We start from the raw sequence: 24,962 nt of genomic DNA, 5'->3' as shown, positions 1-24,962 counted from the left end.
GGCATGCACTGCGCGCTGTCACGCAAGCATCATGTTCGCGCCGTAGACCGCATTTCGGGGAGGCTTGCGCAGCATCATCGATGTCGCACCTCTTTCAGTTTTTCGTCCCGCGGCCGCTCCGGCACATCCGTCACAAAGAGGATTATCCATGAAGCACCTGTATCGACCCGCGTCGCTTGGCGTCGCGCTGGCCTTGTTCACCGCCTTGGCGCCGGCGCTCGCCGACAGCACCGCGACCGTCGGCGGCCTCGTCAACAAGGGGCTGGTCGGCGTCGGCCGCATCCCGGCCGCTCAGCGCGACAAGTTCGGCGAGACCTTCGGCTCGGGTTCCGGCATGGCGATCGACGCATCAGGCTGGACGCATGACACCGCCGGCTACAGGGGTTCGCTCTGGCTGTTGCCGGACCGTGGCTACAATGTCGTCGGCACCACCGACTACCGGCCGCGCCTCAACACGATCGCCATCGAATTTGCTCCGGTCGCACCGGGCGCGGCACCTGCTGCCGGCCAGGAGCAGACGGGCGTCAAGGCAACGCTCGCCGACACCATGCTTCTCACCGACGACAAGGGGGCTGATGCCACAGGCCTCGACCCACTCAACGGCGTGCGCGCGGCAAGCGGCGACATGCCGATCCTGCCGCAAGCCGACAATGGCAAGCTGGCGCTCGACAACGAGGCGATCGTGCGGCTGCCCGATGGTTCGATGTTCATCTCCGACGAATACGGCCCGAACATCTATCGGTTTTCCGCCGACGGGCATCTGCTGTCGGCAACCCAGCCACCGGCCGCCTTCGTGCCGATGCGCCACGGCACGCCGAACTTCGCCTCGGACAATCCGGGACCCGGTGCCGCCGAGCCCGATCCGAAGGACCCCGAGACCGGCCGCCAGAACAACCAGGGCCTGGAGGGAATGGCGATGACGCCGGACGGCAAGTTCCTGATCGCGGTGCTGCAATCGGCGCCCCGGCAGGATGGCGGCGATTCGCCCGCGACGCGCCAGAACACGCGTGCGCTGGTCTATGACGCGTCCGACCTCGCCCACCTCAAACTGGCGCATGAGTATGTCGTGCCGTTGCCGGTGTTCAAGGATGCCAAGGGCAAGACCAAGATCGCCGCGCAGAGCGAGATCGTGGCGCTCTCCGACAAGACCTTCCTGATGCTGGCGCGCGACAGCGGCAACGGCCAGGGGCTGAAGGGCGACACCTCGCTGGTGCGCCAGATCTTCGTCGTCGACGTCTCGGCCGCGACCGACATCGCCGGCGGCGCCTTCGATGCCGCCGACAAGCCGCTGGCGCCCAAGGGCGTGCTCGACCCGTCGGTGATGCCGGCCAAGCTGACGCCGTTCATCGACATCAACGACAAGGGCGAACTCGGCCGCTTCGGCCTGCACAATGGCGCGCCGAACGACAAGAACAACCTGTCGGAGAAGTGGGAGGCGATGTCGGTGGTCAGCGTTCTCGATCCGAAGCTGCCCGACGACTACTTCCTGTTCGTCGCCAACGACAACGACTTCCTCGCCCAGGACGGTTTTCAGGTCGGCGCACCCTACAAGGCGGAAGACGGCGCCGATGTCGACACCATGTTCCTGGTCTATCAGGTCACGCTGCCGGGTCTCGCCGGGAAGTAACGGCCACTGCACGGGCGGGCGCGCTTGGCGCGTCCGCTGGGCTCGCGGCAGGCATGAACGGGGCAGCGGCCTTTCAGCCGCGCGTTCGCAAGGGTGCATCTCGGTCCCGCCTGCGATATCATCGTGGACTGGATCCAAATCACCATCCGCCGAGTTGCCCGCCATGGACGAAAAAATGCCCGCGCGCCGGCGCACCGGCGACCTGACCAGCGGCCCGATCCCGCGCACGCTTCTGCTGTTCGCCCTGCCGGTGCTCGGCTCCAACGTGCTGCAGTCGCTCAACGGCTCGATCAACGCCGTCTGGGTCGGCCGTTTTCTCGGCGAATCGGCGCTGACCGCCACCTCTAACGCCAACCTCGTCCTGTTCCTGATCCTCGGCACTGTGTTCGGCATCGGCATGGCGGCCACCATCCTGGTGGCCCAGTCGGTCGGTGCCCGCGACCTGCCCGAGGCGCGCCGCATTGTCGGCACCAGCGCGACGTTCTTCTTCCTCGTCTCGGTTGTCTTCGCGGTCTGCGGCTGGATCTGGGTTGACGCCATTCTCAACACGCTCGGCACACCGGCCGACGCCTTGCCGCTGGCGCGCTCCTATCTGCGCATCATCTTCGTCGCCGTGCCGATGATGAACCTTCTGTCCTTCGTCATGACCGTGCTGCGCGGTGCCGGCGATTCACGCACCCCCTTCTTCTTCATGGCGCTGGCCGTCGTCCTCGACATCGTGCTCAACCCATTGCTCATCGCCGGCATCGGACCGTTTCCCGAACTCGGCATCGCGGGCTCCGCCACGTCCACGCTGATCGGCCAGACGGTTAGCGTGATCGCCATCCTGATCGTGCTCTATGTGCGCAAGCATCCGCTGCGGCTGGCCGGCGCCAACCTCGCTCTGCTGCGGCCCGATCCCACCTTGCTGCGCATCGTCGTCTTCAAGGGCGTGCCGATGGGCCTGCAGATGATCGTCATTTCGGCGGCGGCACTGACGGTGATGGGCATAGTCAATTCCTACGGCTCACAGGTCGCCGCCGCCTACGGCATCGCCGCCCAGCTGTGGACCTACATCCAGATGCCGGCGCTCGCCATCGGCGCCGCGGTGTCCTCGATGGCGGCACAGAATGTCGGCGCCGGGCGCTGGGACCGGATCGGCCGCATCGCCGCCTCAGGCGTCGGCTTCAACCTCGTCCTGACCGGCGCACTGGTTGCCGTGCTGTCGGTTTTCGATCGTTCGGTGCTGAGCCTGTTCCTGAGCAGCGACAGCGCGGCGATCGACATCGCCGTCCACATCAACAATGTCGCCTCGTGGTCGTTCATCCTGTTCGGCATAACCATCGTGCTGTTTGCCACCGTACGAGCCACGGGTGCCGTGATGCCGCCGCTGATCATCCTGGTCATTTCGGTGCTGGTCGTGCGCACCGGCTTTGCCTATTTCATGCGTGGCGTGATCGGCGAGGAAGCGCTGTGGTGGAGCTTCCCGGCGGGTTCGATCAGCTCGCTTGTACTGGCGGCGGCCTACTATCGTTTCGGCCGCTGGCGCACCACGCACATGATCGAGGACAGGCCGGCCGCCGGCGAGCCGCCGGACACCGGTCTTGGCGTGCCGCGCGGACGCGCGCATCTTTCGCCTGAAACACCGAACGGCTGAAGCCAACCCGGTTCCGCTGGACCGCTCCAGGCCCTCAACGCCGTTGTTGTTTCAGCCCAAAAGCCAGCGCCACCAACGAAAACGCCACGATCATGCCGGCGAACGCCAGGCTGGCAGCGACGGAACTGGCATAGGTCGAAACGATGCCGATGCCGATGACGGGCAAGGCGTTGCCGACAAAGCAGCAGATGAAGAAGCTGGACACCACTTCGGCGCGACGATCCTTGGGCGCGATCTCGTTCACCACTTGCAGGCCGCCACGGTAACCAAGCGCCGCCGCAACGCCGCAACAGGCCGTCGCAGCAACCATCAGTGCCATCGAGGCCAATATCTGCGCCGCCATCACCAACGAGACGCTTGGGATCATCAATGCCAGCGCAGCCAGCATCGCCTTGTTGCTCTTCATGTGCATCAGAACGACAATGCTGATCGCGGTGACGATCGCCAGCTCGAAGAACAGCGCGCCAGCGACGGCATGGTTGGTCTCATGCAGCTGCTGCGCCAGGATGCTCGGCGCCAACGCGGCGTAGAACCCGACCAGCGCCATCGCGCCGAAGCCGGTCACCGCCGGCGCGACGAAGCGCGCACGGATTTCCTCCGGGACGGAAAGTCGCGGCCGCAAGGAGATCCCCCCGAGGCCGTCCGGCTTCGCCACCGTTTCGCGAATGCGCCAGACCAGGATCGTCACCACCAAAAGTGCTGCCAGATAGACGATGAAGATCAGCCGCAACGGCCATGGCTCGTATTCAGCCAGAAATCCCGAAATCAGTGCGCCGAGGCCGAGGCCGAGGAAATTGGTGCTGGTGGCAATCACACTGGCGCGCGACTTGTCCGCGCCGGGAAGAAGCTCGGCAATCCACGCGGTTCCGGTCCCCGCGCCGACGCCGATGCCAAGCCCGCTCAGGATGCGGGCGACGTCGAGCGAGACGACGTTTACGGCAAACAGGAAGACAAGCGCACTGACGATGGCGACGAGCATGGCCGCCAGGCTCGCGGGCCGGCGTCCGACAATATCGGAGACGCTGCCCAACATCAGAAGTGCCGCCAGATTGCCGACGACATACACGGCGTAGATCAGCGTCAGGGTGATTTGTGAAAAGCCGAATTGCTGCTTGTAGACGATGTAGAGCGGCGTCAGCACCGTGCTGCCGGCAAACAGCACCGCAATCATCGCGGCGACGGTGGGGATTGCGAGAGCATCGCCACCTGCCTCTTGGTGCGTATGCGCAAAATCGCGAATGGCCATGGCCAACCTCGTCACCAATTTCCGGGGATCGAGGATCTAACGCGGTTTCATCCACGACGTTCCAGCCGACAGGCAGGCTCCTGACAGCACGGTGGGCATTGCTTGAGCGGGATGTCCGCCGGCTGAACAGGCTCGGATCGGGGCCAGCGGCTCCGATCCGTCATCTATCGTTCGATCGGTCGGCGTTACCTGCAAGCAAAGCCGGGCGCGATCTTGCACTTGCCGGGACGCGGCCTGTGCGGCGGCCGATGGTGCGGAGGACGGTGCGGCTTGTGCCAGTGTGGCGGCCGATGCGGCGGACGCACGATGATGATTGGCGGGCGAACGATCTGGGTGCGTTCAAGATAACCGGCGCTGGCCCAGCCGCTCACGCCGCCGCCATGGATTCTACACCAGCCCGGCTGGCAGCCAGTGACATTGACTCTGAAGCCGGCGGGCAGCGTTCCCACCCTGGCGTATCCCGCTCCCGGCCCGCTGCGGACGTTGAGGTTGGTCGAGGTGTGAGCGCTGTAGGCGAAGGCCGCGGCGGACGTCCCGAACACCGCGGCCAGGATGGTCGCGGCCACAAGCAGAAAACGAAATCTCATCAGTCCCCTCCATTCGAATCCCGGCCGTTCACCTGCTCCGGCCAAGATAGCCCTGCAAGAGGAGCGGCCAAGCCAAGAAAAGTCAACAGGTGGGCGGCCGTAACCGTCCTGGCCAACGGGACTGATGCCGGATTTTCCTTGGACATGGTTGAGGAATTTCACGGTTGCCATTTATTGGCTCCTCAACATCCGCTAGCGTTTACTCTCTTTCGACAATTCATCGCGGGCAAAGGTGGGATCCATGGGCAAAGGCAGGGTCGAGGCATTCACCGATGGCGTCGTGGCTATCATCATCACCATCATGGTGCTTGAGTTGAAAGTGCCGCATGGCGAGGATTTCTCCGCCTTGGTGCCGTTGTGGCCGATCTTCTTCTGCTACGTGCTGTCCTTCATCAATGTCGGCATCTACTGGAACAATCTGCACAACATGTTCCACACCGTTCAGCGGGTCGACGGGCGCGTGCTGTGGGCGAACCTCAATCTGCTGTTCTGGCTGTCGCTGATGCCGGTGACCACAGCCTTCATGGGCGAGAACCACTTTGCGCCGGTGCCGGTAGCAGTCTATGGCACCGACCTCGCGCTATGCGCCATCGCCTACACCATACTCGCCGCCGCGCTGCATCGCCTGCACGGCAATGATACCGCCTTTGCCAAGGCGCTGGGTAATGACCGCAAGGGGAAGCTCTCGCTGGCTGTCTATATCGTGGCCGTCGTGCTGACCTTCGTCAGCCAGTGGATCGGCGTCGCGCTCTATGTGCTGGTCGCGATGATATGGCTCGTACCGGATAGGCGCTTTGCGCGGGTGATCGAAAAGTAGCTGTCTTCACACATTTTCAAGGCAAAGCGCTGCACGGCTTTCCCAGAGTTGCCCTACTTGCGCATCGCTTTCAGTTTTTCCGCCACCGATGCGGCGAGGTCGGCATAGAGCTCCTCCAGCCGTTCCGCGGCCTTGATGATCGAGAAATCATGGCCGAATTTTTCCAGCGCCATGCGCAGTTTCTCGACGAACTCGGCTTGTTTCTCCAGCGCGGAAAAGAGTGTCTTCACCTGCGCTTCGCTGATGTCAGGATTGGCCAGCATCTGCGGCACCTCGCGGCCCATCTGGTCGCCAATGGCGGTCTGCTCCTTCAGAATTGAAACCCAGTCCGTCAATCAGGAACCTCCGTTTGTCCCCAGGCCTAAATCTCTTTTGCGGGGACAAAGGGCAACATGCGCAGCCTCGGCCGGACTGGTCAACCCGACAAGACGAGCAGAGGCTTGCACCGGCCCGTTCCGGCGTTAAGTTCGGCGCCATCGAACAAGGAATCCATCGCCCATGATCACCGACGCCGAGATCCAGACCGCCCTGCCCGCGCTTGCTCCAGGCAATGCCGCCGTGATCACCGGCGCTGCCAGCGGCATCGGTCTGGCGGCCGCCAAGCGGCTTGCATTGCTAGGCATGAAGATCGTGCTGGCCGACATTGGCGGCGCGCGGCTTGACGACGCCTCGCGCGCCGTTTCCGCGATTGCCGGCGACGATGCCGTGCTTGCCGTCGCCGCCGACGTTTCGAAGGCGGATGAGGTGGACCGCCTCGCCGAGAGAGCGTTCGGCGCCTTCGGCGGCGTGTCGCTGCTGATGAACAATGCCGGCGTCGGCGACAACCCCGGAAAGCCGTGGGAAAACCGCGATGCCTGGAAACGGCTGCTGGACATCAATTTCTGGGGCGTTGTGCATGGCGTGGAGGCCTTCGCGCCGCGCATGCTGGCCTCGGCCAGGCCGGGTCTGATCGTCAACACCGGCTCCAAGCAAGGCATCACCACGCCGCCCGGCAATCTTGCCTACAATGTCTCCAAGGCAGGAGTGAAAACCTTCACGGAAGGCCTGGCGCACGCGTTGCGCAACGAACCCGGCGCCCATGTCGCTGCCCATCTGCTGATCCCCGGCTTCACCTTTACCGGTCTGACCGAGGGTGCGACGGAAAAACCGGCCGGCGCCTGGACCGGCGAACAGGTTGTGGATTTCATGCTGGAATCCCTGACCAGGGGAGATTTCTACATCCTGTGCCCGGACAATGAGGCGGCCCGGCCGCTGGATGAAAAGCGCATGGCCTGGGCGATCGGCGACATCATCGAGAACCGCCCCGCTTTGTCGCGCTGGCATCCGGACCACAAAGGCAGTTTCGCAGCCTTCATGAAAGGCTGATCTTCAGGCCGCTTGCTTTTTCGACCCGCGCTTCTGTGCCACGGCCTTCTTCGCCGCGATGTCGGCGATCTGTTCGTCATGCCGCTTTGCCGCACGCTCGCATTTGGCGCGGATTTCCTCGACTTCGGATTCGGTCAGATGCTCGATGCCGATGAAGTGGTTGTGGCCCTTGCCGACCCGGATCAGTTCGTCGAGCTTGGCCTGGATCGCCGCGCCGTCGCGGTTCTGAGTGTTCTGGATCAGGAAGACCATCAGGAAGGTGATGATGGTCGTGCCCGTGTTGATGACAAGTTGCCAAGTGTCCGAAAAGCCGAAGAACGGACCGCTCACCCCCCAGGCGATGATGATGAGGCAACAGACGGCGAATGTCGGCGGCAGGCCGGCTATGCGGGCGACCCAGTTGGCAACCTTGGTGAAATGCTTTTCCATCTATCGAAATCCTCGACGCTGCGGCGCGATGAGAAACAATCAGCGACCGCTTCAGGTTCCCGATGCGAACAAATACCTCAGGTACAATTGCCTACACGCATAGGGAGAATAGTCTTGAAAACACACCTTATGGGTTCAATGCCACAGTACTCCTGCAGGCAAGAGTGCCTGTTCCTTCCGCTTCACAGCGGTTTACCTCCAGCCCCTTCCGCTGCGCCACCCCCGCATGGCGGAAGGGGTTTCAGTCCGGAGAGCGCGGAGCATGGTTTCCCGAAAGCGCCGACCGGCAGAAGGACAGACGGTCGCTCCACTTTCCCGCAGATTGCTTGGCAGCGCCGGCCTAGGCCTGCTGATGGCCTGCGCGGCCGTGACCGCCAGGGCAGAACCATCAACAGCACCGGCTGCCGAAATAGCGACCGATCCGACAATCACCGGCAGTCTCGAAAGGCATTGGACCAACAACGCGCTGGACAGCGACCATGCGGTCAAGGACTGGTACACACTGTTGCGCGGTTCGCTGCAGCAGCAATGGGGCGACAACGACGCCAACGCGAAATTCAGCGCGGACTTCCAGGTAACGCATTACGACAAGACGTCGATCGAGGACGACCGCGGATTGTCGCTGTCGGCCGAGGCCTTCCGCCGGCTCGGCCCGGGTCTCGAACTGAGGGGATCGCTGAGCTATCGCGTCTCCAGCACCGGCGACAATCTGGATATCGGCCCGCTGACGCTGGGTACGCGGGAGTTCAAGCAGGTCTTCGGCGCCCAGACACAACTCGGCATCGACCTCGGCAACGCCACATCGCTGATCCTCGAGGCCGCCGACAGCTACGAAAAGCTCGGCGCGACGCATTTCCAGGAAGATCTCATCTTGCCGGCGAAGCTGCATGCCGACCGCAATCTCTTCCAGTTGGCGGCTCGGGTCACCCGAACAGTTGGCCAGCTTGCCTTCGGCGCGTCCGCGTCTGCGCTCTTCGCCAGCGTCGAGGAAATCGGTTACCCGCCGCTGTTCCTGTCGTTCAACGCCTATACGCTGCGCGCCGAGGCGGCCTACAAGGCCACCGATGGTTCGACGCTCGGCGTGGCCTTGGGTGCGCAGTTCCTGCGCGGCGCCGATAACATCTACCAGCGCTGGCGTCCGACCTGGCAAGTCACCTTCGGCAAGCCTCTGCCGCACGGCTTCGAGCTGCGCGGCACCTATTTCGGCCGCTACGAAACGTCCGAAACCGACGACCCCCTGGCTTCGTGGCTGCAGCGCGCGGAACTGGAACTTGGCATGAAGGTGCGCGAAAACCTCGGCATCGCTTCCGGCATCTTCTATGAGCTCAAGGACAATTTGCTCTACGAGAACCAGGAGCGCCGCAAGGGCGTCTATGCCGAAGCGACGTACAACGCGACCAAATCGATGGCCATTGTCGTTCGCGTCGACGTTTCCGAGACCTTCAAGACCGTGATCGACGAGCGCGAACACACGGTCGATGCATTTGTGGGCCTGCGGGCGAAGATCTAGCTCATTCCCGCGCTTGACTGGGTAGGCCCACAAGCGGAGGCAGGAGGGTGTTGAAGACCCTCCTGCCCACGACACGTGACATAAGGATGCCCGTGACTTTCCTGCTCAGTGACGGCCGCCCAGCTTGTAGCTGTTGCCGCCAAGGACATTGACGCCGATACCGCTGAGAACGCCGGTAAGGACGTTGGTCTTGTTGCCGTTCAGAATGCCCTGGACGACATTGCCGCTCAGGATGTTGTTGCCACTCAGGATGCCATTGAGCGCGGTCACCTGGCCGACACCGATGGACGGCGACACATTGATCAGGCTACCCGAGCTACCTCCCCAGCCGCCGGCATAGGCGCCGACAGTCGAGAACGAAACCATAGCAGCGGTGAGTACAAAAGCGAACTTCTTCATGACTTCTCTCCATTGTTGCTAGTAGTGTTTTCTTCGACTTCTTACGACTTACCCCCGAAACGAGTAGTGCACTTTGCCGAAAGTCTTGCAACCTTGGAGTGTTTAATTTCACGGATACAATCAGTTTTCCATTTCTTAACTTTAATATTTTACGTTAAGAAAATTGGTTACCGTCGACGTCTTGAGCTGGTCAGACGGCGTCGTTTTCCCAACGATCGAGGAATGCTTCGATCGGCATTGCCTGCATGTCGGGAACCGCTCTGGCGAGCTTTTCGACCGGCCAGTTCCACCAGGCGAGAGCTTCGATCCGCGCCGCGATATCCGGAGCGAAGCGTGGCCGGAGAGCCTTCGCCGGCACGCCCGCGACGATCGCGTAGGGCGGCACATCACGCGTCACCACTGCGTTGGCGCCGACCACCGCGCCATTGCCGATGGTGACCCCGGGCATGATCACCGCGCCGTGGCCGATCCAGACATCATGGCCGATGGTCACGGCTTTCGCCTGCCGCCGTTCGCGGAAGGCGGCATCGACGCCCAGCCAGCGAAAATACTCGTTCGGCCGGTAGCTGAGCTTGTGCTGGGTCAGCCGCTCTATGGGATGCTCCAGCGCATTGATGCGGCTGTTGGCGGCGATCGAGCAGAATTTGCCGATCGTCGTGTAGATCGCTTCCGAATGGCGTTCGAAATAGGAGAAGTCGCCGACGGTGACCTCGCGAAGCACCACCCGCTCGCCGATCGAGGCATAACGCCCAAGCTTGCACGCCTTCAACTCCGCGGTCGGATGGATGCGTGGCTCGGGGTCTTTCGGGACGAGATCTTCGGAACTTTCCATGCCGGCGGCTTTACCCCTAGGCGATTGGTCCCGCAAGCGGGGCCAATCGTCCGTCAGATCGTTTCCCGGCAAGGATTCGCCCAGGCGATTGGTCCCGCAAGCGGGGCCAATCGTGCGCCCGGGAAGGAACTGAATCGCCTATTGCGGCTTGCCTTTGCTCCACACCACGTTCTGGCCGTAGAGCGGCACGGTGGTGACCGACATTTTCGCCGAGCCGTTCTGCACCTGGCGCGAATGCGAGAGATAGATCAGCGTCTCGTTGGCCTTGTCGTAGATACGGTTCACCACCTGCTTCTTCCAGATCAGGCTGATGCCTTGCTTGAACACTTCCTCGCCGCCCTCGCTCATGTCGATGTCGCCGATGGTGATCGGGCCGGTCTGGCGGCAGGAGATCGAGGAATCGGACGGATCCTCGAACCAGTTGCCCTTGTGCAGGCGATCGATGATGCCGCGATCGAAATAGGAGACGTGACATGTCACGCCCTCCACTTTGGGGTCCTTGATCGCCTCGACGATGATGTCGTTGCCGAGCCAGTCGACGCCGACCTTGCCGACTTCATCGGCCACGGCGGCCCCGGCACCTGGGACAACGCACGCGGCCAAGGCACCGCCGATCAGTCTTCGCCCAATCAGTCCGTGCCCAATCAGTCGTTGCAAGGGACCCTCCTGCGGTTCGAGTTGCCGGTCACAGGTGGGGCGAGCAGCCCGGCTTTGCAAGCAGATAGGTCGACACCGCAGCGGTTGCGGCAACGCGGCACTTTGCCTGTGCGGGGCCGAACCGCTAAGACTGTCGCACAGGCGCGGCATTGAGCCGGCGCGACGATTTCTGCAGACGGACTTTTCTGATGATGCGTTCTATCCTGGTCGGTATTCTCGTCCTGATGGCGGCCGGCATCGGCTGGCTGACCTTCGACTGGTATCGCGGCCACTATGGCGGCGAGCCATTCGGAGCCGCCTTTACTCTGGTCGACCAGAAAGGCGCGCCGATCACCGAAGCCGCCTTCCGGGGCCAGCCCAGCGTCGTCTTCTTCGGCTTCACCCATTGCCCCGAGGTCTGCCCGACCACGCTGTTCGAACTGGCCGGCTGGCTGAAGACGCTCGGCGACGACGGCAAGAACCTGCACGCCTATTTCGTATCGGTCGATCCGGAGCGCGACACGCCTGAGGTGATGAACGCCTATGTCAGCAATTTCTCCGACCGCATCGTCGGCATCACGGGCGCTCCGGACAAGGTCCATGCCATGGCCAAGTCGTTCGGCATCTATTGGAAGAAGGTCGACACCGGCGACGGCGACTACACGATGGATCATACCGCCTCGGTGCTGCTGCTCAACGCCAAGGGCGATTTTGCCGGCACAATCGCCTACGGCGAAAGCGCCGATACGGCCATCGCCAAGCTGAAGCGGCTGGCGGCGAAAGGCTGATTACCATTTCATGACCCAGACGCGCCTTTACTTCACCACCGGAAAGATCGAGTCCGTCAGCATTTTCGCGGCGCTTGAGGCGGCCTTCGAGGAAGAGGGGCTGCCGATCGCCGTGCTGGAGGTCGACGAGGACAAGGACATCCACGAAGTGTCGCTCTATGCCGATGGCGACGTCGATGCGGTCGAGACCCGCTTGAAGGACATCCTTGCCGGCCTTTCCCTGTCGAAGCCGATCGAGCGCGAGCCCCTGCCCGACATCGACTGGGTGGCGCATTCGCTGGAAGAGCTGAAGCCGGTGCGTGCCGGACGTTTCTTCGTCCACGGCGCACATGACCGCAGGAAACGCCACAGCGGCGAACTCGCCATCGAAATCGAAGCCGGCCTTGCCTTCGGCACCGGCCATCACGGCACCACCGCCGGCTGCCTGGAAATGCTGGAAAGAGTGGTCCGGCGCGAACACCCGCGCAATGCGCTCGACCTCGGCACCGGCAGCGCGGTACTGGCGATCGCCGTCGCCAAGCTGGCGCACATTCCGGTGCTGGCCACCGACATCGATCCGGTGGCGGTGCGGGTGGCTGCCGCCAATGCGCGGCTCAACCACGTCAAGGCACTGGTGGAAACAGCAACCGCGCCCGGCTTTCACCATCCGATCTTCGGCAAGCGCGCGCCCTTCGATCTGATCGTCGCCAACATATTGGCGCGGCCGCTGATGCGGCTGGCGCCGCAAATGGCCCATCATATCGCACTTGGCGGCTCGATCGTGCTGTCGGGCATCCTCGAGCGCCAGCGGGACGCGGTCATCTCGGCCTATGTCGGCCAGAATTTCCGCCATGTCAGAACCTTGCACCGCGAGGGCTGGGTGACGATCCACCTGAAGCACTAGACCGGCACCGACCGAGCCTGGACCAAATTCCCCCAGTTGTCAGTCCGGCGATGCTGTAGCAGGTTGCGCGCAGCCGGAAATCGATTCCGATTTCCGCGACCGTACGCTACGGTTGCGCGGACATGCAGGAGGCCCACCATGTTCCAGACCTTCGATTCCGCGGGCGACCCGGCCGTCGGCGAACCGCGCGTGGCGCTGCTGCGCCAATGGCTTGAAGCCAACGGGCTGGACGGCTTCATCGTGCCGCGTGCCGACGAGCATCAGGGCGAATATGTCGCCGATCGTTCGGCGCGGCTGAAATGGCTGACCGGCTTCAGCGGCTCGGCCGGCGTCGCCATCGTCCTGCGCGACCGCGCCTTCGTCTTTGTCGACGGGCGCTACACGCTGCAGGTGCGCAGCGAGGTCGATCTCGACGTCTTTTCGATCGAAAGCCTGGTCGACAATCCCCCGGCAGTCTGGCTGAAAGACAATCTCGGCAAGGGCGCACGACTCGGCTTCGATCCATGGCTGCACACGATCAGCGAGGTCAAGGCGCTGCAGGCCTCAGTCGACAAGAACGGCGCCGTACTGGTGCCGCTCGACAAAAACCCGATCGACATCATCTGGAAGGATCAGCCCGACGCGCCGGTGGCCCCGGTCGAGCTCCACCCGATCGGCTTTGCCGGCGAGCTCGCCAAGGACAAGCTGGCGCGGCTGGCGGCGGCGATCGCCAAGGACGGCGCCACCCATGCGGTGCTGACCGACCCCTCCTCCATCGCCTGGACCTTCAACATCCGTGGCGGCGACGTGCCGCACACGCCGCTGGCGCTCGGCTTCGCCATCCTCGCCGCCGATGGGTCGCACCAGCTTTTCATGGATAAGCGCAAATTCTCGCGCCAGGTCGCCGCCTACCTCACCCAGCTCGCCGAGCCGCATGAGCCCAGCGAATTCGAAGCCGCGATCACAGCGCTTGCCAAGAGTGGCGCGAAAATCGCGCTCGACCCGGTGCTGGCGGCTGACCGGCTGCGCATGCTGGTCGAGGACAATGGCGGCGCCGTCATTGCAGCAGCAGATCCTGCCCGAATCCCGCGCGCCACCAAGAACCAGGCCGAGATCAACGGCTCGCGCGCCGCGCATCGGCGTGACGGTGCGGCCGTGGCGAAATTGCTGTGCTGGCTGGAGCGGCAAAAACCCGGCTCGCTCGACGAGATCGCTGTCGTCACCAGGCTGGAGGAACAGCGCCGGCGGACCGGCGAGGAAACCCAGATGCCGCTGCGCGACGTCTCCTTCGACACCATTTCGGGCGCCGGCCCGAACGGCGCCATCATGCATTACCGCGTGTCGCGCGCCACCAGCCGCAAGCTGCAGGCCGGCGAGCTGTTCCTGCTCGATTCCGGCGCGCAGTATCAGGACGGCACCACCGACATCACGCGCACCGTGCCGATCGGCCAGCCGACGCAGGAGATGCGCGAACGCTTCACTCTGGTGCTGAAAGGCATGATCGGCATTTCCATCTTGCGCTTTCCCGCCGGCACGCGCGGCTCCGAGATCGATGCCGTCGCGCGCATGGCGCTGTGGAAGCACGGCTGCGACTTCGCCCACGGCACCGGCCATGGCGTCGGCTCGTATCTTGCCGTGCATGAAGGGCCGCAGCGTATCGCCCGCACCGGCACCGAAAAGCTGCTCGAAGGCATGATGCTGTCCAACGAGCCCGGCTACTACAAGGAAGGCTCCTACGGCATCCGCATCGAGAACCTGATCCTGGTGACGCCGGCGCAAGAGATCGAGGGCGGCGACATCGCCATGCACGGCTTCGAGACGCTGACGCTGGCGCCGATCGATACCAGGCTGGTGCAGTCGGACCTTCTGACGCGTGACGAGCTGCATTGGCTGGACTCGTACCACGCGCGCGTGCTGGCCGAGATCGGCCCGATGCTCGACGGCGAAACGCTGGCCTGGCTGGAGAAGGCCACCGCGCCGCTGCCGCACGACGCGAAGATTTGATTTTTCTGAGGCGCCGAGGGCGTGTCGAGATTCAGGTCAGGACGAGCGAAAACGATGGGTTCCGTGAACCGGAGCGAAGCGTACTTTTGGGTACGTGAGCTCAGTTCTACCGCGACGCGGTAGAACGGGGAAGCGCAGGAAGCCGCCGTTTGCAGGCCGTCATCACCTGAATATCGATACGCCCTACCCGACGAACTGCCGCGCCACGATCAATACCGCCGCGCCCGCCAAAAACATCGCCATCAACCCACCGCGCAGCGAAACCACGGCGGTGACCACCAGTGCGGCCCATTCCGCCGGGCCGGCGTTCAACAGCTCGGGCGCTACCAGCGTCGTCAGCACCGCCGCCGGCACGGCATTGAGGCCGGCCTCGACGCGGGGATGGATGGTATCGAAGCGCGATATCACCAGGTGCCCGCCGATGCGCGTCAGATAGGTCGCGATTGCGCCGGCGATAATGATCCAGAAGGTCGTGCTCATGGCCGTGCCTTTACGCCGCTATGGTGGGGAGGCAGGATGACCGCCAGCAGCACACCGGCAACAGCGCCAATCGAGACATGCCAGGGCGAGCCCACGGTCTTGTAGGCGATGATGGAGGCGGCAGCGCTGGCAATGACCACCGGCAGCCACAGAGGCCGCTTGCGGAAGCCCAGCACGAGACCGAGGAAATAGATCGGCAGCAGGAAATCGATGCCCAGCGCGTGCGTGTCGGGGATCAGCTTGCCGAACAGCGCACCAAGCGCGCTTTCGACGATCCAGAACAGATAGACAGGCAAGCCAAGTCCCAGATACCAGGCAAAGCCGACCGTCTGGCCGGATTGCGCCCTCGCCTCGGCCACCGCGAATTGCGGATCGGTGAGGATGAAATAGCCTAGTACCTGCTGGATGACAGGCCAGTGCGCGATGCGCCGGCCGATGCCGGCGGAATAGAGCACGTGGCGGAAATTGACGGCGAAGATCGACAGCACGATCAGCCACGGCGCCACATGCTGGCCGAACAGCTGGATGCCGACCATCTGGCTGGCGCCGCCATAGACCAGCGCACTCATCAGAAAGGCTTCCAGGACCGAGAAGCCATTGTCCACGGCGAGCGCGCCGAACAGCACCGCAAACGGCGCCGAGGCCACCACCACAGGCATCGACAGCCGCACGCCTTGCCAGAAATCGCTTCTGTCGCCGCTCTCGGAAATTACGTCCGTCGCCATCAACCACTCCTGATGCATGTCGCCCAAAAGGGGGATAACGACATGCACAACAACAAGGGAAGCGCGGTATGTAGGTGGCGCGGCTTGCCGTGTCACACGAATTCGCTTGAGCCAAACGATCAGCGGAAATGATCGCTGGATCGGCTGAGTTAGACGCTTATTCCTTCAGGATCTTGCCCTCGATCGCCCTGCCCCAGTCGAGCAGCGGCTTGGCGCGCAAGGTGAAATCGACGAGCTCGTCGACCAGATCAGCCGTATGGATTCCCGCGGGATCGATAACATGCTGGACGACAAAATGCCGGTTGCGGATGGCGGCGACAAGGTCGGGATCGCTGATTTCCTCGAAGCCGCGTGGCGTACGCTTCATACGGCCTTCGGTCTCGAGTTCAAGCCGGTTCTTCTTCAACGCCGCCACCAGGGCGCGAAACCTGTCCGGCTTCGTCGCGATGGCTTTGCGCATCGCCAGCAGCAGCGCCGGCTCCGGCTGCCACCAGGCAATGTCGGCGAAGCAGCGCTCAAGCCCGACATGGACGTAGAACACGCCCTGCTCCATCTTGGTGCCGTCGGGCGACAGGATGGCAGACAAATGCCTGTTGTAAGGCCGCTTGTCCTTGGCGAAGCGCACGTCGCGGTTGATTCGGAACAGCGACTTCTTGCGGTCGCCGCGCAGGCCGAGACCCGCCTTTGCGAAGCGCTCGGTCAGCGTGTCGACGAGATCACTGAGCGGATCGCGCAATTCCTGTTCGAACAAGTCACGGTTCTCCAAAAACCACTCTCGGCTCTGGTGGAAATCCAGCGCCTTGAGGAACGGAATGGCTTTTGGGCCGAACCCTTTGAATGCGCCGTCCATCAGGCCTTGCCGATCCGCGCCAGCCAGGCATCTTCGTCGATGACCTCGATGCCGAGTTCGCTGGCGAGCTTGAGCTTGGAGCCGGCACCCGGCCCGGCGACCACCAGATCCGTCTTCGCCGAAACCGAGCCCGCGACCTTGGCGCCGAGGCGCTCCGCCATCGCCTTGGCCTCGGAGCGTGTCATCTTTTCCAGCGAGCCGGTGAAGACGACCGTCTTGCCGGCGACCTCGCTGTCGGCCGAGACGTTGACGATATACGGCTTCGGCTTGACTTGGCGGAGCAACGCATCAAGCACGTCGTCATTGCGCTCATTGCCGAAGAAGTCGCGCAACGCGTCGATCACGGTATCGCCGATACCGTTGACCGAGGGGAAGACACTGTGCGGATCTTCCGCTGCCGCTGTTTCCTTGCCCACGCGGATCAGTTCCTCGATGGTCGAGAAGGTGCGGGCAAGCACAGCCGCCGTCGTTTCGCCGATATGGCGGATGCCGAGCGCGAAGATGAAACGGTCGAGTTCCGGCTCGCGGCGTGAGTCGATGGCCGCGAACAGCTTGTCGAGGCCCTCATAATTGCGGTCCTCGACGCTGCGCACGTTCTTGCGCGTCTTGCCCGATGCGGCCTCGCGCTGCCTCGCCTGTTCCTCGCGCCGTTCCGCCAGCGCCCTGGTGACAGCCGGACGGCGATCCCTGAGCGTGAAGATATCGGCGGCGGTCCTGATCAATCCCGCGTTGAAGAACGTGTCTATGTTCTCCGCGCCGAGGCCTTCGATGTCCAGGGCACCGCGCGACACGAAGTGGCGCAATCCTTCCACCGCCTGCGCCGGGCAGATCAGCTCGCCGGTGCAGCGGCGGCGGGAATCCTCCTTGCCGGTCTTCTCGTTGATCTCGCGCGTCGCCGGCGAGCCGCAGATCGGACAGGTATGCGGGAATTCGTACGGCACGGCATCGGCCGGCCGCTTGTCGATGACGACGCTGACGATCTGCGGAATGACATCGCCTGCCCGCTGGATCACGACCGTATCGCCGATGCGCACGTCGATGCCGTCGCGGATCGGCTGGCCGGTCGAGTCCAGGCCCTTGATGTAATCCTCATTGTGCAGCGTGACGTTCTCGACCACGACGCCGCCGACCGTGACCGGCGCCAGCCGCGCGACCGGCGCCAGCGTACCGGTACGGCCGACCTGGATGTCGATCTTCTGCACGGTCGTCATCGCCTGTTCGGCCGGAAATTTATGCGCGATCGCCCAGCGCGGTTCGCCGGTGACGAAGCCCCAGCGGCGCTGCAACTCCAGCTGGTCGACCTTGTAGACGACGCCGTCGATATCGTAGCCGAGCGCCGAGCGCTGCTCCTCGATCCGATGATAATGCGCGATCAACTCCTCGGCCGATTTCGCCCGCACCATCAGCGGACTGATCTTGAATCCCCACTCGGCGAATTTCTGCACCGAATCATACTGGGTCGGAGCCGGATCCGCTGTCGTGTAACCCCAGGCATAGGCGAAGAATTTGAGGTTGCGGCTGGCGGTGACGGATGGATCCTTCTGGCGCAGCGACCCGGCCGCCGTGTTGCGCGGATTGACGTAGTCCTGGCCGCCGACGGCGGCCGAGCGCTGCTTCAGCGCCTCGAATTCCGCATAGGTCATGTAGACCTCGCCGCGGATCTCGATGGTTTCGGGCCAGCCCGAGCCTTTCAGCTTTGCAGGGATATCGGCGATGGTCTTCAAATTGGCGGTGATGTCCTCGCCGACAGCGCCATTGCCACGCGTTGCGCCCTGCACGAACACACCGTTTTCGTAACGCAGCGAAGCCGATAGCCCGTCGATCTTCGGTTCGGCCGTGAACGCAATGTCGAGCTCCTTGTCGCGATCGAAGAACCGCCGCCCGCGTTCGATGAAGTCCGTGACGTCATCGTCTGTATAGGCCTTGGCAAGGCTGAGCATCGGCACGGCATGGCGCACCTTGGTAAAGCCTTCCGCGGGCGCTGCTCCGACCCTGAGCGATGGCGAATCCTCGCGCACCAGCGCCGGAAAGCGCTCCTCGATGGCAAGGTTGCGCCGCGCCAGCGCATCATACTCGGCATCGGTGATAACAGGCGCATCTTCGGTATGGTAGCGCCGGTCGTGCTCGGCGATCTCTTCCGCCAGCCGCTTCAGCTCGGCTTCGGCCTCGCTCTCACTGAGCGAATCGACAGGTTTTTCAGCCATGCTTTCCTTCCCCGGACGGTGGCCCGCCACAATAGATCAGGATTTTGGGAAAATCATTCCTGAACAGCAGGATGGAGCCATATCCTGACTCGATCCCTGACACGCGTTGTTCTTATGCAGCCGTGGTGTTCTCGCGCAGCAATCGCTCGGCGGCGGCGCGCGCCTCGTCGGTGATGGTGGCGCCGGCCAGCATGCGCGCGATCTCTTCCTGCCGCGCCGGCCGGTCCATCTCGGCAATGCCGGTGGCGACACGGTCGGTGGTGCCGGATTTGGAGATCAGGAAATGCGTCGCCGCGCGTGCCGCGACCTGTGGCGCATGCGTCACCGAGAGCACCTGGACGCGCTTCGACAGCCGCGCCAGCCGCTGGCCGATCGCGTCGGCGACGGCGCCGCCCACCCCAGTATCGATTTCATCGAAAACCAGCGTCGGCGCCGAGCCGCGGTCGGCCAGCGCGACCTTCAACGCCAGAAGGAAGCGCGAAAGTTCGCCGCCGGACGCCACTTTCATCATCGGCCCGGGCCGCGTGCCTGGATTGGTGCGCACCCAGAATTCGATCTGGTCGATGCCCTCTTCCATGCGGCTCTCGGCCTCGCTCTTCATTTCCACAATGAAGGCGGCGCGTTCGAGCTTGAGCGCCGGCAATTCCGCCATCACCGCCTTGGTCAGGCCGACCGCCGCCGCGTGGCGAAGCGAAGACAGCTGCGCGGCGGCAATGTCGTAGGCCTCGCGTGCCGCGGCGGCCTGTTTTTCCAGCCCGTGCAGGCGCTCCTCGCCGGCATCGAGATCGGCAAGATCGGCCGACATCGTGTCGCGAAGCTGCGCCAGATCGTCGACGGCGACGCTGTGCTTGCGCGAGGCCGCGCGCAGCGAAAACAGCCGCTCCTCCGCCTTCTCCAACCGCTGCGGATCATATTCGGTGGCGCGCAGTGCTGCCTCGACCCCCGATTGCGCCGCGTCGAGCGACAACATCGCCTCGTCGAGCGACTTGACGACGTCGTCGAGCAGGCCGGGCGCCTCGGTCACCTTGCGCTGCAGCCGCCGCAGCAGGCTGGCCAGTTGCGGCAAGGGCGAGGACGGGCCGGACAGCACATCCTGCGCATCATGGATTTCGGAAGCGATCTTCTCGGCTCGCATCATCGATGCGCGCAGTTCGGCGAGATCCGTCTCCTCACCCGGCTGCGGATCGAGCTTCGTCAACTCCGCCACCGCGGCGCGCAAATAGTCGGCCTCGCGCGCGGCCGCCGCCACCTTGGCGCGGTGGCGCGACAGCTCCTGCTCGCAGGCGCGCCAGTGCCGCCATGCCTCGCCGGTCGAGCGGACGGCGCCGAGATGGCCACCGAAAGCATCGAGCACCTCGCGATGCGCGCCGGGATCGACCAGCGCGCGTTCATCGTGCTGGCCGTGGATCTCGACCAGCGCGCGCCCGACATCGCGCATCAGCGTGACGCTCGAAGGCTGATCGTTGACGAAGACGCGGGTGCGGCCATCCGCCGTCTGCAGGCGGCGCAGGATGATGTCGCCGTCATCCTCGATCGCATTGTCGGCAAGCAGCGCACGCGCCGGATGATTGCGCGGCACGTCGAAGACGGCGATGACCTGGCCTTGGGCCGCGCCATGGCGCACCAGCGACGCGTCGCCGCGCGCACCGAGCGCCAGCGACAGGGCATCGAGCAGGATGGATTTGCCGGCACCGGTTTCGCCGGTCAGCACAGAAAGACCCGGCTGGAAGTCGATATCCAGCTTCTCGATCAGGACGATATCGCGGATCGACAGTCTGGAAAGCATCAGAACCCGAATCTAGAACGGCACGCGACCATTTGCAGTCGCAGCGCCGCACTATCTTTTTGTTTGAGCACCGGATCAATCCGAAAAGCGCTGTGAACGCTTCAGTCGATGCTCATACGTCAGGCGCCGGTGATCATCTTTCCGGCCTTGGATATCCACGACCCTGCATTTTCGCGCGGTGCAAGCCCATTGCTCTGCAAGAGCTTGTAGGAATCCTTGTACCACGAGCTGTCAGGGTAGTTGGTGCCGAGCACCGCGGCGGCGGTCTGCGCCTCCGAAGTCAGACCCATCGCGTAATAGCTTTCGGTCAGACGTGCGAGCGCCTCCTCGACATGGCGCGTGTTGGAATAGTTCTCGACCACGGTGCGGAAGCGCTTGACGGCGGCGATGTATTCACGCCGCTCGAGATAGTAGCGGCCGATCTGCATCTCCTTGCCTGCCAACTGATCGTTGGCGAAGCGGATCTTTTCCTTGGCGTCGTCGACATATTCCGATGTCGGCCAGCGGGTGACCAGATCCTGCATCGTCTGGACGGTCTGACGCGCTTCCTTCTGGTCCTGCGTCACGTCCTTGATCTGGCGGTAGTAGCTCAAGCCGATGATGTACTGCGCATAAGCAGCGTCATCGGTCGACGGGTAAAGCGTGAGATAACGCTTGGCCGAGCCGATCGCCTCGTCGTAATTGCCCTGGCGATAGTCGGCGAAAGCGCCCATCACCATCGATTTGCGGGCCCATTCCGAATAGGGATGCTGGCGGTCGACGGCGTCGAACTTGCGGCTCGCCTCCTGCAGGCGCCCGGCATTGAGATTGGCAAGGCCCTGGTTGTAGAGAACATCGGCCGGCTCGGTCTGGTCGACATAGGTCGACAGGTCGATATCTTTCTCCGACGACATGCAGGCCGACAGGAAGAGCGATGGAACAACTACTGAAAGCGCCAGGAAAACGGCCCTCTGCGGTGCTTTCAATTGACCAACTCGCTTGAAGAACATGATTGGATCTCGCCCTTTCGGCGCTATTTCAATGCCAGTTGCATGCCATTGTTTCAAAACTGGTCCCCACTTTTGAACGACATGCACTAATCGACGGCAGCAGCCATAAACCATAACCGCCTTGCCCGGCAACGCTATCTCCGGCCAATCGCACATTTTTGTGGCGGCCGGACGCAGCTTGGACATCAATGCAATTTCACTGGCGGGTGGTGCATTCCTGCAACACGCGCAATCCCCCATGGAACCCGAAAAAACTGGGAAAATCAGATCATCCAGGGCGCGTAGAGCGGCGCGTTGACGGCGTTCATCTCGGCGCTGCGGCCACGCTCCCGGCGCGTCGTCTCGACGATCTCGAACGCCGTGCGATCCGACAGCAGGCGGCGCAGGGCCGCGGCATTCATCCTGTGGCCGCCGCGATAGGAGCGGAAGCAGCCGATGAAGCGGGCGCCGGCCAGCGCCAGGTCGCCCATGGCGTCCAGCGTTTTATGGCGCACGAATTCGTTGGGATAGCGCAGGCCGCCCATATTGATGACGCGGTTGTCGTCGCCGATCACCAGCGAATTCTCCAGCGAGGAGCCGAGCGCATAGCCTGCAGCCCACAGCCGCTCGACATCCTTCATGAAGCCGAAGGTGCGGGCGCGCGCGATGTCGCGACGGAAAATATCGGCATTGAGGTCGGAGGCAAACAGCTGACGGCCGATCGCCGGGCTTTCGAAGTCGATCTCGATCTCGAAACGGGTTCCGTCATAGGGCCGAAACTCCGCCCACGAGGCGCCGTTCTCGATGCGGACCGGCTTGATGACCCTGATATAGCGGCGCTTGACCGAAAGCGTCTCGATGCCCGCCTGGTCGATGGCTTCGACGAACGCCATGGCGCTGCCATCGAAGATCGGAACCTCGGAACCGTCGATCTCGACAGCGACATTGTCAATGCCGAGCCCAAACAGCGCCGCCATGATGTGCTCGACCGTGGCGATATGCTCGCCGGCGGGATCACCAAGCATGGTGCACAGGTCGGTGGCGCCGACTTCCGAGACCAGGGCACGAAACTCGCGGCCCTGCTCGGCACCGTTGAAAAGCTGGAAAACGATGCCGGTGTCGGCATCCGCCGGCATGAAGCTGATGGACACTTCCTTGCCGCTGTGGACGCCGGTGCCGGTAAGCGACGCGCGCGTCTTCAATGTCGTCTGATAGTCGTGCAAGACAATCCCCATAAGCCCGTAATGCCTAGGTCCGCTTCTCCAGCCCGAGGGCGCGGCTCTTGTGTGAATCGGCTGGCAGGGCGACTTCCCCCGAAATCCCGGCAAGCCGATGATGGTAGGCAGCGAAGATAATGTCCCGTCAGGGAGACTCCAAATCACGGTTTCTTACTCTGTGTAACCGCGAACTGGAATGGGTGCGACTTTGTAAGTGGTTGAAATCACATCATTTAAAACGTTAACAGGCAAGCGATTCCTCGCTTGCCTGTTAACAAATGTTACAGTCCGTTTACCAATCAGTTGGCCTGGCGGCGCAGGAACGCCGGAATCTCCAGCTGATCGTCTTCCTGAGTCGTCCTCACCTGCGGCGTCAGGCGGCCCTGATCGTCGAGTTGGCCACGGCGCGGCGCATAGAGCTGCGCATCCTGGCTGGCGAGGCGGCGCACTTCGGGCGCGGCCTGGCGCAGCTTGGGCTCGCGCGGCTGCGCCGGCTGCAGCCTTGCGGGTTCTTCCTCGCGGCGGGTCAGTCCGTTGGTCAGGCGCTTCAGCAGGCCCATCGGTCCGCTGTTGTTCTCGTGGTCAACCGGGCGGCTCTTGGCATCCACCTCGGCCTTGACGACGGGCGGGAAGTCCTCGACGCGCGGCATACGCTGAGGTGCCATGGCAATAGGCTGCGGGGCTTCGCGCAGCATCTCGCGCGGCTGCGGGGCCGGCTGCATCTGCTGGACCACCGGCTGCGGCATCGGCTGTGCTGGCGGCGCCTGGAAGATCTTGCTCTGCGGGCGGAAATCTTCTGCGTGAGCGACAGGAGCCGGGCGCGCCTGCGCCATCGCCGCGGCATTGGCTTCGGCCAGCTGGATGGCTTCGGCGACAGGGTCGACAGCGCGTGGCTCGTAGGCCGCCTGCTGAACAGGCGCCGGGCGAGCCTCCGCGATCTGAGCCGCCGGGCGGCTGACCGGCTTCGGAGGCGCCGTGCGGATCGAGATCGGCGCAGCGGCGATTTCAGCCGCCGATTTGTCGATGCCGGTGGCAACCACCGAGACGCGGATGACGCCTTCGAGTTCCTCGTCGAAAGTGGCGCCCAGGATGATGTTGGCGTCCTGGTCGACTTCCTCGCGGATACGGGTCGCCGCTTCGTCGACTTCGAACAGCGTCAGGTCGCGGCCGCCGGTGATCGAGATCAGCAGGCCCTTGGCGCCCTTCATCGAGGTCTCGTCGAGCAGCGGGTTGGCGATCGCCGCTTCGGCGGCGGCCATCGCGCGGCCCTCGCCCGAAGCTTCGCCGGTGCCCATCATCGCCTTGCCCATCTCGCGCATGACGGAACGGACGTCGGCGAAGTCGAGATTGATCAGGCCTTCCTTGACCATCAGGTCGGTGATGCAGGCGACACCGGAATAGAGCACCTGGTCGGCCATGGCGAAGGCATCGGCGAAGGTGGTCTTGTCATTGGCCAGCCGGAACAGGTTCTGGTTGGGGATGACGATCAGCGTATCGACGCATTTCTGCAATTCCTCGATGCCGAAGTCCGCGGTCTTCATGCGGCGCTGGCCTTCAAAGTGGAACGGCTTGGTGACGACGCCGACGGTGAGGATGCCCTTTTCGCGCGCTGCGCGGGCAACGACGGGAGCAGCACCGGTGCCGGTGCCGCCGCCCATGCCGGCTGTCACGAAGCACATATGGGTGTTGGTCAGGTGATCGAGGATTTCATCGATGCACTCTTCCGCCGCCGCACGGCCGACTTCCGGCTGCGATCCCGCACCGAGCCCCTCGGTGACGTGAGCGCCGAGCTGGATCAGGCGGCCTGCCTTCGACATAGTCAGCGCCTGAGCGTCGGTGTTGGCCACCACGAACTCGACGCCGCGCAAACCGGCGGTGATCATGTTGTTGACGGCATTGCCGCCGCCGCCGCCGACACCGAACACGGTGATGCGCGGCTTAAGCTCGGTGATGTCCGGCTTTTGCAGATTGATGGTCATTGTCTCCGTCCTTTG

Annotated in this window: 23 protein-coding genes; 8 read left to right on the top strand and 15 right to left on the bottom strand. The window is 63.5% G+C overall.

Features of this window, described 5'->3' with window-relative positions; all coding sequences use genetic code 11:
- Positions 1 to 148: 148 nt before the first annotated feature.
- Together MESCI_RS16000 and MESCI_RS15995 are read left to right on the top strand one after the other, a co-directional pair.
- Positions 149 to 1,627, top strand: coding sequence for an esterase-like activity of phytase family protein (locus MESCI_RS16000; RefSeq protein ID WP_013530985.1), 1,479 nt, complete (start codon positions 149 to 151; stop codon positions 1,625 to 1,627).
- A gap of 163 nt (positions 1,628 to 1,790) precedes the next feature.
- The gene (locus tag MESCI_RS15995; RefSeq protein WP_013530984.1) at positions 1,791 to 3,263 is read left to right on the top strand and encodes an MATE family efflux transporter; all 1,473 of its coding nucleotides are present in this window, start codon (positions 1,791 to 1,793) and stop codon (positions 3,261 to 3,263) included.
- A gap of 34 nt (positions 3,264 to 3,297) precedes the next feature.
- On the opposite strand, the gene MESCI_RS15990 is transcribed toward MESCI_RS15995, so the two are convergent.
- Together MESCI_RS15990 and MESCI_RS15985 are read right to left on the bottom strand one after the other, a co-directional pair.
- On the bottom strand, positions 3,298 to 4,509 hold the full coding sequence (locus MESCI_RS15990; protein ID WP_013530983.1) for an MFS transporter: 1,212 nt from the start codon (positions 4,507 to 4,509) through the stop codon (positions 3,298 to 3,300).
- A 185-nt stretch (positions 4,510 to 4,694) separates the two neighbouring features.
- Complete coding sequence (locus MESCI_RS15985; RefSeq protein ID WP_013530982.1) at positions 4,695 to 5,096, bottom strand: SH3 domain-containing protein; 402 nt, start codon at positions 5,094 to 5,096, stop codon at positions 4,695 to 4,697.
- 241 nt (positions 5,097 to 5,337) lie between these two features.
- On the opposite strand from MESCI_RS15985, the gene MESCI_RS15980 reads away from it, so the two are divergent.
- Positions 5,338 to 5,913 (top strand): TMEM175 family protein, encoded by a 576-nt coding sequence (locus MESCI_RS15980; protein ID WP_013530981.1) that lies wholly within the window; start codon positions 5,338 to 5,340, stop codon positions 5,911 to 5,913.
- Between the two features lie 53 nt (positions 5,914 to 5,966).
- On the opposite strand, the gene MESCI_RS15975 is transcribed toward MESCI_RS15980, so the two are convergent.
- Positions 5,967 to 6,248, bottom strand: a complete 282-nt coding sequence (locus tag MESCI_RS15975) for a hypothetical protein (RefSeq protein ID WP_013530980.1) — start codon at positions 6,246 to 6,248, stop codon at positions 5,967 to 5,969.
- A 163-nt stretch (positions 6,249 to 6,411) separates the two neighbouring features.
- Between MESCI_RS15975 and MESCI_RS15970 the strand changes: the two genes are divergently transcribed.
- On the top strand, positions 6,412 to 7,278 hold the full coding sequence (locus tag MESCI_RS15970) for an SDR family NAD(P)-dependent oxidoreductase (protein WP_013530979.1): 867 nt from the start codon (positions 6,412 to 6,414) through the stop codon (positions 7,276 to 7,278).
- 3 nt (positions 7,279 to 7,281) lie between these two features.
- Here MESCI_RS15970 and MESCI_RS15965 read toward each other — a convergent pair whose 3' ends face one another.
- The gene (locus MESCI_RS15965; RefSeq protein WP_013530978.1) at positions 7,282 to 7,707 is read right to left on the bottom strand and encodes a low affinity iron permease family protein; all 426 of its coding nucleotides are present in this window, start codon (positions 7,705 to 7,707) and stop codon (positions 7,282 to 7,284) included.
- 262 nt (positions 7,708 to 7,969) lie between these two features.
- On the opposite strand from MESCI_RS15965, the gene MESCI_RS15960 reads away from it, so the two are divergent.
- Entirely contained in the window at positions 7,970 to 9,217 is a 1,248-nt protein-coding gene (locus tag MESCI_RS15960) for a hypothetical protein (protein ID WP_013530977.1), read from the top strand.
- 105 nt (positions 9,218 to 9,322) lie between these two features.
- On the opposite strand, the gene MESCI_RS15955 is transcribed toward MESCI_RS15960, so the two are convergent.
- From MESCI_RS15955 to MESCI_RS15945, 3 genes are all read right to left on the bottom strand, one after another.
- A complete protein-coding gene (locus tag MESCI_RS15955; protein ID WP_013530976.1) occupies positions 9,323 to 9,616 on the bottom strand; it encodes a hypothetical protein in 294 nt (97 codons plus the stop codon).
- A gap of 190 nt (positions 9,617 to 9,806) precedes the next feature.
- Positions 9,807 to 10,448 (bottom strand): transferase hexapeptide repeat family protein, encoded by a 642-nt coding sequence (locus MESCI_RS15950; protein ID WP_013530975.1) that lies wholly within the window; start codon positions 10,446 to 10,448, stop codon positions 9,807 to 9,809.
- A 138-nt stretch (positions 10,449 to 10,586) separates the two neighbouring features.
- Positions 10,587 to 11,105: a CreA family protein gene (locus tag MESCI_RS15945; protein ID WP_013530974.1), complete on the bottom strand. Its 519-nt coding sequence runs from the start codon at positions 11,103 to 11,105 to the stop codon at positions 10,587 to 10,589.
- 188 nt (positions 11,106 to 11,293) lie between these two features.
- Here MESCI_RS15945 and MESCI_RS15940 point away from each other — a divergent pair, with 188 nt between their 5' ends.
- The 3 genes from MESCI_RS15940 (at position 11,294) to MESCI_RS15930 (ending at position 14,738) form a co-directional block, all read left to right on the top strand.
- Complete coding sequence (locus MESCI_RS15940) at positions 11,294 to 11,872, top strand: SCO family protein (RefSeq protein WP_013530973.1); 579 nt, start codon at positions 11,294 to 11,296, stop codon at positions 11,870 to 11,872.
- A gap of 10 nt (positions 11,873 to 11,882) precedes the next feature.
- The gene (locus MESCI_RS15935) at positions 11,883 to 12,755 is read left to right on the top strand and encodes a 50S ribosomal protein L11 methyltransferase (RefSeq protein WP_013530972.1); all 873 of its coding nucleotides are present in this window, start codon (positions 11,883 to 11,885) and stop codon (positions 12,753 to 12,755) included.
- Between the two features lie 138 nt (positions 12,756 to 12,893).
- Positions 12,894 to 14,738 carry an aminopeptidase P family protein gene (locus MESCI_RS15930; protein WP_013530971.1) on the top strand — a complete coding sequence of 615 codons (1,845 nt, stop codon included), beginning with the start codon at positions 12,894 to 12,896 and terminating at the stop codon, positions 14,736 to 14,738.
- 183 nt (positions 14,739 to 14,921) lie between these two features.
- On the opposite strand, the gene MESCI_RS15925 is transcribed toward MESCI_RS15930, so the two are convergent.
- The 8 genes from MESCI_RS15925 to ftsZ all read right to left on the bottom strand — a co-directional run bounded on the left by MESCI_RS15925 (position 14,922) and on the right by ftsZ (position 24,947).
- The gene (locus MESCI_RS15925) at positions 14,922 to 15,218 is read right to left on the bottom strand and encodes an AzlD family protein (RefSeq protein ID WP_013530970.1); all 297 of its coding nucleotides are present in this window, start codon (positions 15,216 to 15,218) and stop codon (positions 14,922 to 14,924) included.
- A complete protein-coding gene (locus MESCI_RS15920; protein WP_013530969.1) occupies positions 15,215 to 15,943 on the bottom strand; it encodes an AzlC family ABC transporter permease in 729 nt (242 codons plus the stop codon). The genes MESCI_RS15925 and MESCI_RS15920 overlap by 4 nt, the downstream gene beginning before the upstream one ends.
- Positions 15,944 to 16,100: 157 nt before the next feature.
- Positions 16,101 to 16,793 carry a DUF2461 domain-containing protein gene (locus MESCI_RS15915; RefSeq protein ID WP_013530968.1) on the bottom strand — a complete coding sequence of 231 codons (693 nt, stop codon included), beginning with the start codon at positions 16,791 to 16,793 and terminating at the stop codon, positions 16,101 to 16,103.
- Complete coding sequence (gene ligA, locus MESCI_RS15910) at positions 16,793 to 18,997, bottom strand: NAD-dependent DNA ligase LigA (protein WP_013530967.1); 2,205 nt, start codon at positions 18,995 to 18,997, stop codon at positions 16,793 to 16,795. Before ligA ends, MESCI_RS15915 begins: the two co-directional genes overlap by 1 nt.
- 112 nt (positions 18,998 to 19,109) lie before the next feature.
- Entirely contained in the window at positions 19,110 to 20,783 is a 1,674-nt protein-coding gene (recN, locus tag MESCI_RS15905; protein ID WP_013530966.1) for a DNA repair protein RecN, read from the bottom strand.
- Positions 20,784 to 20,902: 119 nt separating this feature from the next.
- On the bottom strand, positions 20,903 to 21,772 hold the full coding sequence (locus MESCI_RS15900; RefSeq protein WP_013530965.1) for an outer membrane protein assembly factor BamD: 870 nt from the start codon (positions 21,770 to 21,772) through the stop codon (positions 20,903 to 20,905).
- 263 nt (positions 21,773 to 22,035) lie between these two features.
- Positions 22,036 to 22,986, bottom strand: a complete 951-nt coding sequence (lpxC, locus tag MESCI_RS15895; protein ID WP_013530964.1) for a UDP-3-O-acyl-N-acetylglucosamine deacetylase — start codon at positions 22,984 to 22,986, stop codon at positions 22,036 to 22,038.
- Between the two features lie 281 nt (positions 22,987 to 23,267).
- Positions 23,268 to 24,947: a cell division protein FtsZ gene (gene ftsZ / locus MESCI_RS15890; RefSeq protein ID WP_013530963.1), complete on the bottom strand. Its 1,680-nt coding sequence runs from the start codon at positions 24,945 to 24,947 to the stop codon at positions 23,268 to 23,270.
- Between the last annotated feature and the right edge of the window lie 15 nt (positions 24,948 to 24,962).

The organism is Mesorhizobium ciceri biovar biserrulae WSM1271, from assembly GCF_000185905.1.
Lineage (GTDB): Bacteria > Pseudomonadota > Alphaproteobacteria > Rhizobiales > Rhizobiaceae > Mesorhizobium > Mesorhizobium ciceri.
Note: the sequence above shows the minus strand (reverse complement) of the source record. Positions and strands in the feature narration are given on the sequence as shown.